This is a genomic window from Corynebacterium neomassiliense (genome assembly GCF_900626215.1).
GTDB classification, from domain to species: domain Bacteria; phylum Actinomycetota; class Actinomycetes; order Mycobacteriales; family Mycobacteriaceae; genus Corynebacterium; species Corynebacterium neomassiliense.
In genome coordinates this window covers 677,538-689,146 of record NZ_LR131106.1, presented here as the reverse complement: position 1 = coordinate 689,146, position 11,609 = coordinate 677,538, and the positions used below count along the sequence as shown (strand labels likewise).

General features: G+C 66.8%; 10 protein-coding genes. 9 read left to right on the top strand and 1 reads right to left on the bottom strand.

Features of this window, described 5'->3' with window-relative positions:
• The first annotated feature begins 28 nt into the window (after positions 1-28).
• Entirely contained in the window at positions 29-874 is an 846-nt protein-coding gene (locus E0E18_RS03005) for a phosphosulfolactate synthase (RefSeq protein WP_066582899.1), read from the top strand.
• 54 nt (positions 875-928) lie between these two features.
• Here the strand turns inward: E0E18_RS03005 and truB are convergent, their stop codons facing one another.
• Positions 929-1,993 (bottom strand): tRNA pseudouridine(55) synthase TruB, encoded by a 1,065-nt coding sequence (truB, locus tag E0E18_RS03000; protein ID WP_066582897.1) that lies wholly within the window; start codon positions 1,991-1,993, stop codon positions 929-931.
• A gap of 46 nt (positions 1,994-2,039) precedes the next feature.
• Between truB and E0E18_RS02995 the strand changes: the two genes are divergently transcribed.
• The 8 genes from E0E18_RS02995 (at position 2,040) to E0E18_RS02960 (ending at position 11,600) form a co-directional block, all read left to right on the top strand.
• On the top strand, positions 2,040-3,059 hold the full coding sequence (locus tag E0E18_RS02995; RefSeq protein ID WP_066585657.1) for a bifunctional riboflavin kinase/FAD synthetase: 1,020 nt from the start codon (positions 2,040-2,042) through the stop codon (positions 3,057-3,059).
• Between the two features lie 95 nt (positions 3,060-3,154).
• Positions 3,155-3,424, top strand: coding sequence for a 30S ribosomal protein S15 (gene rpsO, locus E0E18_RS02990; protein WP_066582894.1), 270 nt, complete (start codon positions 3,155-3,157; stop codon positions 3,422-3,424).
• Between the two features lie 205 nt (positions 3,425-3,629).
• A complete protein-coding gene (locus tag E0E18_RS02985; protein WP_130839300.1) occupies positions 3,630-5,912 on the top strand; it encodes a polyribonucleotide nucleotidyltransferase in 2,283 nt (760 codons plus the stop codon).
• A 42-nt stretch (positions 5,913-5,954) separates the two neighbouring features.
• Entirely contained in the window at positions 5,955-6,752 is a 798-nt protein-coding gene (gene dapB, locus E0E18_RS02980) for a 4-hydroxy-tetrahydrodipicolinate reductase (protein WP_066582892.1), read from the top strand.
• Positions 6,753-6,762: 10 nt separating this feature from the next.
• Complete coding sequence (gene thyX, locus E0E18_RS02975) at positions 6,763-7,524, top strand: FAD-dependent thymidylate synthase (protein WP_110481333.1); 762 nt, start codon at positions 6,763-6,765, stop codon at positions 7,522-7,524.
• Positions 7,525-7,671: 147 nt separating this feature from the next.
• On the top strand, positions 7,672-8,574 hold the full coding sequence (gene dapA, locus E0E18_RS02970) for a 4-hydroxy-tetrahydrodipicolinate synthase (RefSeq protein WP_066582889.1): 903 nt from the start codon (positions 7,672-7,674) through the stop codon (positions 8,572-8,574).
• Positions 8,575-8,582: 8 nt separating this feature from the next.
• Positions 8,583-10,832 carry a ribonuclease J gene (locus E0E18_RS02965; RefSeq protein ID WP_130839299.1) on the top strand — a complete coding sequence of 750 codons (2,250 nt, stop codon included), beginning with the start codon at positions 8,583-8,585 and terminating at the stop codon, positions 10,830-10,832.
• Positions 10,833-10,976: 144 nt separating this feature from the next.
• A complete protein-coding gene (locus E0E18_RS02960; RefSeq protein ID WP_130839298.1) occupies positions 10,977-11,600 on the top strand; it encodes a TIGR03085 family metal-binding protein in 624 nt (207 codons plus the stop codon).
• Positions 11,601-11,609: the final 9 nt, after the last annotated feature.

The following is an 11,609-nucleotide window of genomic DNA, read 5'->3' as shown; positions in this document are numbered from 1 at the left end:
CACCACACCACCACCAGAGAGGCTCCCCATGAGCGAGAACAGCAACGCCACCGGCTTCAACGTGTCCTTCGACTTCGTCCCGCGTGCCTACCGGCCGGCCAAGCCCAGGTCCTTCGGCATGACCGAGATCCGGGCGCCGTACTACAACACCTTCGGCACACGTCACCTGCAGGATGTGTTCGACGTCGCAGGCCAGTGGGTGGACGGCATCAAGTGGGCGGGCGGTTCCTTCTCCCTTGTCCCGCCTGAGCAGGTCAGGAAGTTCAGCGACATCGCCCACGAGAACGACGCCTACGTCTCCTCGGGCGGGTGGATCGAGACCGTCCTGCGCTACGGTGACGACGCCGTCGACCACTACCTGCGCGAAGCCAAGGACGTCGGCTTCGACGTCATCGAGATCTCCACGGGCTTCATCATGCTTCCCACCAGCGGTCTCGAGCGTCTCGTCGACAAGGTCGTCAAGGCAGGGCTCAAGGCGAAACCGGAACTCGGCATCCAGATCGGATCCGGTGGAGACTCCTCCGAGGCAGAGCTCGCCGCCGAATCCGCGAAAGACATCGGTGATCTCGTCGACCGTGGAAAGCGGGCACTCGACGCCGGAGCCTCGATCATCATGATCGAGTCGGAGGGCATCACGGAAAATGTCGTGGAATGGAACACCGCCGCAGCGGCGTCCATCATCAACGGGCTCGGACTCGAGAACGTCATGTTCGAGGCCGCCGACGGCCCCGTGTTCGAGTGGTATGTCAAGAACTACGGCAACGAGTGCAATCTCTTCGTCGACCACTCCCAGATTCTGCAGCTCGAAGGGCTGAGGCAGAACGTCTGGGGCAACAAGTCCACCTGGGGCAGGGTGATCAACCCGAGGCCGTGACACGCGGCCCGGGTACCGTCCTCCCCGACAGCGGGAACAGGGTACCCGGAAAACTCAACGCATCCCCGCAGGCCGGGCGACGAAGACACTCCGCGCCCGTCCGCCACTCTCCTCCAGAAGGGCCACAGCTCTCCCGGACGGGGTGACCGCGGCGACGACCCCGTCCTCACCGACGGGGTCGAGCCATTTGCCCAGGGCCAGGGCGTCCCCCTCCTCCTCGGAGACCGCACGCACCGGGAAGCACCGGACCATCGCCTCGTCCAGGGTGAGCGACAGGGCCGGCACCGGGGAAGAACCGGACCTCTCGGCGGCGGCAGTCTCCGCCGAACCTGTTCCGGCGGGATCGCCCGAACCTTCGAGCAGGGGGAGCGTCCGTGCCTCGGTGACGTCGAAGGGGCCGACGGACAGGCGGCGCAGAGCGGTGAGATGACCTCCGACCCCGAGCGACTCGCCCACATCCCGCGCAATCGCCCGGATGTACGTGCCCGAGGAGCAGTGCACCCGGATATCCGCCTCGACGACAGCCTCCCCGGACAGTCCGGACAGCCCGGCGTGAGTGGCGTCCTCCCCTCCGTCCGTACCCCGGCCACCTGAAGCGGAGCGGGGCAGAAGACGCACCTCGTCCACCTCGAGGGAGAACACTGTGACCGGGCGCTCCGGCAGCACCACCTCCACCCCCTCCCGGACAAGCTCATGGGCACGACGACCGTCGACCTTCACCGAACTGACCGAACTCGGCCTCTGCATGATCTCGCCGGTCTGCTCCGCGAACGCGGCACGGATCCGGTCTGCGGTCAGTGCCGCCAGTTGCGACGGATCCGCGGTGGAGAGAACCTCGCCCTCGGCGTCGTCGGTCAGCGTGGAAGCTCCGAACCGGACCGTCGCCGCATAACGCTTGTCATGGGTCACGACATGCGCCAGAAAGCGGGTGCCGCGTTCCACCCCGACCACCAGTACCCCGGTGGCGGCGGGATCGAGTGTCCCGGAATGGCCGATGCGCCGGGTACGGAAGATACGTCTCATCCGGCCGACGACATCGTGACTGGTCATGCCGGCCGGTTTGTCGACGATGACGAGTCCGGAACGGTCCAGGACGGGGCGGGGGTCGGTTCTCGGCATGGAGCACAGTCTAGGCCGGGGCCGCAGATGTCGTAGTGTGGTGCCCGTGGATATCTGGAACGGACTGGAACAGGTGCCCGACGACCTCACGGGCTCCGTCGTCACCATCGGCGTCTTCGACGGCGTCCACCGGGGGCACCAGCAGCTCATAGCGTCGGCGGTACAGCGCGCGCGTCAACTCGGAGTGCCGGCGGTGATGGTGACCTTCGACCCCCATCCCACCGTCTTCTTCCGCCCGGACGCCGTCCCGCCTGCCCTGGCGTCGCTGGAACAGCGTTCCGTCAGTGCCGCAAAGTACGGCATCGACGCGATGCTCGTGATCAACTTCGACCGGGAGCTTGCGGGCTGGAGCCCCCGGACCTACTTCGACCGGGTGATCCGCGGGGTTCTGCACGCCAGAGCCGTGGTCATCGGGGAGAACTTCACCTTCGGACACCTGGCCGCCGGTACCGCCGAGACCATGCGTGAACTCGGTGAGGAAGCAGGGGTGGACGTGGTCGTCCACGGCCTGCTGCAGGACCCCGGCGACCCGGACAGGACGGGAGCCGCGGCACAGGAGCACGTGATCTGTTCCACCTGGATCCGGCAGCGGCTCGCCGAAGGAGATGTCGCGGCAGCCGGACACGCCCTGGGCAGGAACTTCACCGTCCGCGGCGTCGTCACCCGGGGAGCCGGGCGTGGCGGTGCCGCCCTCGGGTTCCCCACGGCGAACCTGTACTTCCCGGACACCCAGGCACTGCCGGCGGACGGGGTCTACGCCGGAGACCTCCGGATACTGCCCACGAGGAAGGACCCGGCCGGAGCTCTGGTGGGGGACATGGCCGTCGACGTCCACCTTCCCGCCGCCATCTCCGTGGGCACCAACCCGACATTCGGTGACGAGACCCGCAGTGTCGAGGCCTATGTCCTCGATCATGAGGCTGACCTTTACGGGCGGAAGGTGACGGTCAGTTTCACCGACCGTATTCGTGGCATGGAGACCTACGACAACCTGGACTCCCTCATCGCCGCCATCGACCGGGATGTCTCGGAGACCCGGCGTTTGGTTCCCCGCGAACCGGAGTGATATTCTCTTGCGGTTGCGTGACTGTGGTCTGCGGTAGTCACTGACGTTCCATCCCTTGTTCAGCGCGGACTGAAACAACTTCCAGGAGATTCACCATGGCTCTCACCAAGGAGCAGAAGGCCGAGACCCTCAAGGAGTTCGGCCTCCACGAGACCGACACCGGTTCCCCCGAGGCGCAGGTCGCCCTGCTGACGGTCCGTATCCGTCAGCTGACCGAGCACCTCAAGTTCCACCGGCACGACCACCATTCCCGTCGTGGACTGCTGCTGCTGGTCGGTCGTCGTAAGGGTCTGCTGAAGTACCTGCAGGAGAACGACGTCACCCGGTACCGGTCCCTGATCGAGCGACTCGGTCTGCGCCGCTAGTCCGTGTGCCGGGCGGTCCGACCGTCCCGGCGTCGTACGTCGTGAACCCCGCACCACCGTCACGGTGGTGCGGGGTTCTGTCGTCTCACTGGTGTACTGTCTAGTGCGGTAATTGTCCGAGATATTTCCGACGCCGACATCGATGATCGGTGCCCGTAACTGCGGGACCACGGAGAGAAGACCCGAAAGGTCACACAACACCGTCATGACGACGAAAAAGAAGAACACCCCGGCGCCCACCCATACCGCCGAACTGATCGACCCTGACTCCGGAGTGTGGGAGTCTGTCGCCACGATAGACAACGGCGACTTCGGTACCAGGACCCTGACCTTCGAGACGGGCCTGCTCGCCAGGCAGGCCGACGGCTCCGTCACCGCCTACCTTGACGACGACACCATGCTGCTGTCGACCACGACAGCGTCAAGGCACCCCCGTGAGAACCTCGACTTCTTCCCCCTGACTGTGGACGTGGAGGAGAGGATGTACGCCGCAGGGAGGATCCCCGGCAGCTTCTTCCGCAGGGAAGGACGCCCCGGTACAGAGGCCATCCTCGCCTGCCGCCTCATCGACCGTCCGCTGCGTCCGACCTTCGCCAAGGGACTGCGCAATGAGGTCCAGGTCGTTGTCACGGTCATGTCCCTGGACCCCGAGGACATGTACGACGTCGTCGCGATCAACGCGGCGTCCGCCTCCACCCAGCTCTCCGGTCTCCCGGTGTCCGGCCCTGTCGGCGGTGTGCGTATGGCACTCGTCGTCGACGAGGCTCACCCGGAGGGCCAGTGGGTGGCTTTCCCGACCCGCTCCCAGCATGAGCAGGCTGTCTTTGAACTCGTTGTCGCCGGCCGCATCTCCGAGGTGAAGAAGCCCCGCGGACGCCGTCGCCCGACCCCGGGTGACAATGTCGTCGTGATGATGGTGGAGGCGGGAGCCACCGAGAACGTCGTCGAGAGGATCGCCGAGGGAGCCCCGGCCCCGACCGAGACCGTGGTCGCCGAGGGTATCGAGGCGGCGCGGCCGTTCATCGCCGAACTGTGCGGTGCACAGGCTGCCCTGGTGGACGCCGCGGGTTCGGACCACACCCGTGAGTTCGAGCTCTTCCCCGCCTTCGGGGAGGACGTCTTCGCGTCCGTCGAATCCGAGTCCGCCGAGGCACTGCGCGGGATCATGGCGATCGCCGACAAGCAGGAGCGGGACGAGGCACTGGCGGCGAACATGGACGCCGCGGTCGAGGCTCTCTCCGGCGACTACGAGGGCCGTGAGGCCGAGATCCGCAACGCCCACAACGAGGTCAGCCGTCAGATCGTGCGTGAGCGCATCCTGACCAGCGGATTCCGTATCGACGGCCGGGACACGACCGCCATCCGGGATCTGGGCGTGATGATCGACCTGGTTCCCCGGGCACACGGTTCCGCCCTGTTCGAGAGGGGGGAGACCCAGATCCTCGGTGTCACCACCCTCGACATGCTCAAGATGGAGCAGCAGATCGACAGCCTCGGCCCGGTGGACCACAAGCGTTACATCCACCACTACAACTTCCCGCCCTACTCCACCGGCGAGACAGGACGGGTCGGTTCCCCGAAGCGACGCGAGATCGGGCACGGTGCGCTTGCAGAGCGTGCCCTGCTGCCGGTCATCCCGTCACGTGAGGTGTTCCCGTACACCATCCGGCAGGTTTCCGAGGCGCTGGGTTCCAACGGTTCAACCTCGATGGGGTCGGTGTGTGCCTCCACCCTGTCCCTCTACAATGCCGGCGTGCCTCTGAAGGCGCCTGTCGCCGGGATCGCCATGGGTCTGGTCACCGGGGAGGTCGACGGTAAGGAGACCTACGTCACCCTCACCGATATTCTCGGGGCGGAGGACGCCTTCGGCGACATGGACTTCAAGGTCGCCGGAACCGCTGACTTCATCACCGCGCTCCAGCTCGACACCAAGGTCGACGGCATCCCCGCCAAGGTCCTCGCGGACGCCCTGACGCAGGCCCGCGGAGCCCGCCTGGAGATCCTCTCGACGATGGCGGAGGCCATCGACGGACCGGAGGAGATGAGCGAGTTCGCCCCCCGCATCACCACCGTGAAGATCCCCCAGAACAAGATCGGTGAGCTGATCGGCCCGAAGGGCAAGACGATCAACCAGATCACCGAGGAAACCGGGGCGAACATCTCCATCGAGGACGACGGCACGGTCTTCGTCTCCGCCGCAGACGGTCGGGCCGCGGAATCCGCCCTCGACAAGGTGAACTCCATCGCGAACCCCCAGCTCCCGAAAGTCGGTGACCGTTTCCTGGGAACTGTCGTGAAAACCACGACTTTCGGTGCCTTCGTCTCACTCCTGCCGGGCCGGGACGGGCTGCTGCACATCTCCAACCTCGGCGGCGACCGCCGGGTGGAGAAGGTCGAGGACGAGACACATGTCGGTGACGCCCTCGAGGTCGAGATCGCGGACATCGACAACCGTGGCAAGATCTCGCTGGTCCTCGTCGAGGACTAGTCGGGACCCGTCACCACCACAACACGTGAGGAGCTGAAGACAATGACGAAGGTTGGTGTCCTGGGTGCCCGGGGCAGGGTCGGTGCAGCGGTGGTCGCCGCAGTGGAACGCACCGCGGGACTGGAACTCTCGGCCGCATTGGGCCACGGAGACGACCCGGAGGAACTGGTGTCCTCCGGTACCGAGGTCGTCGTCGACTTCACCGTGCCTGACGCCGTGATGGCGAACCTGGAGTTCTGCGTCTCCCACGGGATACATGCCGTGGTGGGGACGACGGGCTGGACCGAGGAGCGTTACGGGCGCCTGCGCGGATGGCTCGCGGAGAATCCGCAGGTCGGCGTCCTCGTGGCACCGAACTTCGCCGTGTCCGCGGTCCTGACGATGAAGCTCGCGGAGATCGCCGCCCCGTTCTTCGATTCCGCCGAGGTCATCGAACTGCACCACCCGAACAAGAAGGACGCCCCCTCCGGTACCGCGGTGCACACCGCCGAAGGGATCGCCCGGGCCCGACGTTCGGCGGGTCTGGGGGCACAGCCCGACGCGACCGAGCAGGAGCTCCCCGGGGCCAGGGGAGCCGATGTCGACGGCATCCCGGTCCATGCGGTGCGCATGACCGGCATGGTCGCCCATGAGCAGGTGATCTTCGGTGCGGCGGGTCAGACCCTGACGATCCGGCAGGACTCCTACGACCGTGAATCCTTCGTTCCCGGCGTCCTGCTCGGGATCGACAAGGTCGCGGGCGCCCCGGGACTGACCGTCGGCCTGGAGAAGTTCCTCGGACTCGACGGGCCGGGCTTGTCCGGTGACACGGGTGCCGGCCCCACCTCCGACGCAGAATAGGGGGAGGACCGTGAGCGCAACACCGGCCGAGTTCTCCGTCCGGCTCATCGCACACACGACGTTCACACCCCCGGAGGACGTGGACTGGCGGCCCGACCCGTCGGCGGGTGACGCCGAATCTCTCGTGGAGTTCTCGGGGCGGGCCTGCTACGAGACCTGGGACCGGCCCAACCCCCACACCGCCACCGCGGACGCCTACGTTCGCCACATCATGGACGTGGGTCACCTCAGCCTGCTCGAACACGCCTCCGCCTCCGTGTACCTGCGCGGTGTCTCCCGGTCCTGCGCCCAGGAGATCATGCGTCACAGGCATTTCTCGTTCAGCCAGCTGTCGCAGAGGTACGTCCCCTCGGGCGACTCCCGGGTCGTGGTTCCCGACAGCATCGCCGGCGACCCGGACCTGGAGGAACTGTTCCTGCGGTCCACCGGTGTTGCCAGGGACGCCTACGAGGAGCTTCTGGTGGCCCTGGAGGAGAAGTTCGCCGGTGAGTCCAACACGGTGCTGCGTGCCAAGCAGGCACGTCAGGCGGCGCGTTCGGTGCTGCCGAATGCGACGGAGACCCGGTTCGTGATGACCGGGAACCTGCGGTCCTGGCGGCACTTCATCGCGATGCGTGCCGCGGAGCACGCCGACCCGGAGATCAGGGGCGTGGCGGTGGCCTGCCTCCACCTGCTCAATGAGCTGAGTCCCGGGATCTTCTCCGACTTCACCGTCACCCGGCTGCGTGACGGTTCGGAGACGGCGACAAGCCCCTACGTCGCCGACATGTGACCTCCCCGGGGCACTGCGGTCGACCTCCCCGGGGCTCCGCGGTGGCGGGGTGAGGTTCGCCGGGAGTCAGACCGGTGGAAAGGTTGACGCGACCCACCGGAGCCCCGGTACACACTTCCGGGGTCCGGGACGGTAACCTGGGGGGTCATGAGCACAGGTAATGCAGCGACAGAGTGCGCTGAGTTCTTCGGTACGGTCTCTGTGGCCATGGTCACCCCTTTCACGAAAGACGGAGACCTCGACACCGACGCCGGAGTGGCCCTTGCGGGGCACCTGGTGGACAAAGGACTTGACGCCCTGGTCATCGGCGGAACGACCGGGGAATCCCCGACCGTCTCCCCCGGGGAGAAGCTCAACCTGCTCAAGGCGATCCGCGCCGAACTGGGGACCGGTGTGAAACTGGTCGCCGGTTCAGGTACGTACAGCACCGCGGAATCCGTGGCGCAGTCGAAGGCCGCCGAGGCGGCCGGTGCGGACGGCCTGCTCGTGGTCACCCCCTACTACTCCCGCCCCAGCCAGGAAGGCCTGTACCGGCACTTCACCGCTGTGGCTGACGCGGTAGATACCCCTGTCTGCCTCTACGACATCCCGTCCCGTTCGGTCGTGGCGATCGAACCGGACACGATGCGCCGACTGGCCGGGCATCCGAACATCCGGGCTGTCAAGGACGCCAAAGGTGATGTTCCGGCGGCCATGCAGCTGATGGAGGAGACGGATCTCGCGTGGTACTCCGGGGATGACCCTCTCAATGTCCCGTGGCTGGCAGTCGGCGCCACCGGTCTGATCTCAGTGATCGGCCACGCCGCTCCCGCCCAGCTGCGCGCCATGCGCGAGGCCGCGGTCTCCGGGGATATCCCCGGTGCCCGTGCCATCTCCAACCGCCTGCGCCCGCTGATGGCGGCACAGGCACGTCTGGGTGGTGTGGCATTCGCGAAGGCGGCGCTGAAGCTCCGGGGGATCGAGGTGGGCGCACCGCGCCTGCCGATCATCGAACCGACGCCGGAAGAGTACTCCCGGCTTGAAGAAGACCTGCGTTCAGCAGGCGTGTAAGGAAACATATGACTGACAACCGCTCCCGGGCACGGAAAGTGACCCGTAAGGCTGCTCCGCCGAGTGCTGAGACAGCAGCGGCTGCGGAGGCCGTGAACCGGCCTTCGACCGACCAGAACGCCCCCGCCAACTCCGCTGCGGCTGCCGCGGCGCCGGCGTTCAACGACGGGGGGGCTGCCGCACGGGCGGCGTCCTCCCACGATTCCGGGGACAACCCCGGGGAAGGCTCCGGGCGTGCTGACGTGACTGTCGACGGCGGTTCCGCCGACCGTGCGGAGGACTCCGACCGCGGCGACCGGGGAGGGAACTCCTCCGGCGGCTCGGGCAGCCGAAACAGGTCCCGCCGCTCCCGCGGCGGCAGGGGCGGCCGCTCCCAGGGCAGCCACCAGAACCAGAACGACGGCGGTGGGCGGGGCCACGGCCGTAACGGCGGCTCCTCCGGTTCCCGTGAGGGCAACCGTGCAGGCCGCGGAGGTGCCGGTGACCGGCGCCGCAACGCCGTGCAGACCATGCAGGGCGCGGACCTGACCCAGCGTCTGCCGGCGCCTCCGAAGGCACCCAGGGACGGGCTGCGTCTCGTCGCGCTCGGCGGCATCTCGGAGATCGGCCGCAACATGACCGTCTTCGAGTACCACGAACGACTGCTGATCATCGACTGTGGTGTTCTCTTCCCGTCCTCCGGCGAACCGGGGGTGGACCTGATCCTCCCCGACTTCTCCTACCTCGAGGGAAAGTGGGACCGGGTGGAGGCTCTGGTCGTCACCCACGGCCACGAGGACCACATCGGGGCGATCCCGTGGCTGCTCAAGCAGCGTGCGGACATTCCGATCATCGCGTCGCGCTTCACCTGTGCGCTGATCGCCGCGAAGTGCCAGGAGCACAGGCAGCGTCCGAAGCTCATCCAGGTCGACGAGAACTCCCACGAGAACCGGGGGCCCTTCGACATCCGTTTCTTCAACGTGGGCCACTCCATCCCCGAGTGCCTCGGTATCGCGCTGAAGACCCCGGCCGGTCTGCTGGTGCACACCGGTGACATCAAGCTGGACCAGACTCCGGCTGACGGTCGTCCGACCGACCTGCCGGCACTGTCCCGTTTCGGGGATGAGGGCATCGACCTGTTCCTCTGCGACTCCACCAACGCCACTATCCCGGGTGTCTCCTCGTCGGAGGCGGGTATCGCCCCGACACTGGAGCGGCTCATCGGCGAGGCCAAGCAGCGTGTTCTCGTGGCGTCCTTCGCCTCGAACGTGTCACGAGTCCAGATGGCCGTCAACGCGGCGGTCAAGGCGGGCCGCAAGGTGGCCTTCAACGGCCGTTCGATGATCCGGAACATGGAGATCGCCGAGAGGCTCGGTCTCCTCACCGCCCCGCGCGGCACCATCGTCTCGATGGACGAGGCGGCGCGCCTGGCCCCGCACAAGGTGCTGCTGGTCACCACCGGTACCCAGGGTGAGCCCATGGCGGCCCTGTCCCGGATGGCGCGGCGCGAGCACCGGCAGATCACGGTCCGCCCGGGTGACCTGATCATCCTGTCCTCGTCGCTGGTTCCCGGCAATGAGGAGGCGGTGTTCGGTGTGATCAACATGCTGGCCCAGATCGGTGCAACGGTCATCACCAACAAGGACGCCAACGTCCACACCTCCGGTCACGGTTACTCCGGGGAACTGCTTTTCCTCTACAACGCGGCCCGTCCGCGCAATGCGATGCCGGTCCACGGCGAGTGGCGTCACCTGCGGGCCAACCGTCAGCTGGCCATCTCCACCGGTGTGAACCCGGACAACACCGTCCTGGCGCAGAACGGTGTGGTCGTCGACCTCGTCGACGGTCAGGCCAAGGTTGTCGGGCAGATTCCCGTCGGCAACCTGTACGTCGACGGTGTCACCATGGGTGATGTCGGAGCCGAGGAGATCGAGGACCGTACCGCGATGTCCGAAGGTGGCCTGATCTCTGTGACGGTCGTCATCGACAACCGCAGCGGACGGCCCCTGGAGGATCCCCAGGTCGTGGCGAAGGGCTTCTCCGACGATTCGAAGTCGATGATGAAGCAGGTCGCGGAGGTCGTGGACAACACGATGCTCGACCTGGCGGGTCAGGGTGAGAACGATCCGTACCGGATGGCCCAGGCACTTCGGCGCAAGGTCGCCAGGTTCGTCAAGGACAAGTGGAAGCGCGAGCCGCTGATCGTTCCGACGATCGTCCCGATGACCAGTGAGGTCGTCGAGGAACTCGAGCCGGAGGACCACGCTCCGTCCCTGTAGGGAGGAGGCGGCGGGCCTGCAGGCGGGCTCCCTGTCTGCGGGACTGCCGCAGGGTTCGGCCGTGGTCCGGTGACCGTCAGTTGGGGGGCGGACGGTCACGGAAACGGCGCGGTCCGTCGGGGTTGACGCGTAGCATCGGGAAGCATGAGTTTCTCCCGAGATGAGCGTGTCGCCCTGGCGGACCTTCTGCTGTCGGTGGGGCCGGACGCCCCCACGTTGTGTGAGGGGTGGTCGACCCGGGACCTTGTAGTGCACCTGGTTCTCAGGGAGTACCGTCCGGACGCCGCCGCCGGCATGTTCTTCTCTCCGGTGGAGGGCCGGCTGCGGTCGGTGACACGCAGTTACCGGGAGCTGCCCTATCCGGAGCTGGTGGAACGGTACCGTGGTGGGCCGCCACCCTGGAACCCCATGCGGTTGCTCGACCCGGTGGTCAACTTCACCGAGAATTTCATCCATCACGAGGATGTCCGCCGTGGGGGAGGGGAGTGGTCGCTGCGTGATCTCGACGCGGGGGAGAGGGACGCACTGTGGAAGGCTGTCCGGCTTTCGGCCCGGGGTTTCATCGTCCCCTCGGGTCCTGCCGTGCGTTTGGGACGCACTGACGGGCCGGCTGGCGCGGTGGAGGAGTTGACGGTCGGCAGCGGTGGTCCGGAGGTTGGTGTCACTGGTCCTGCCTCGGAGCTTCTCCTGTGGATATTCGGCAGGGACAAGGCCTGTGACGTGACAGTGACAGGTCCTGTCGAGCGGGTGGTCAGGCGCAGTCTGTGACTCATGTGA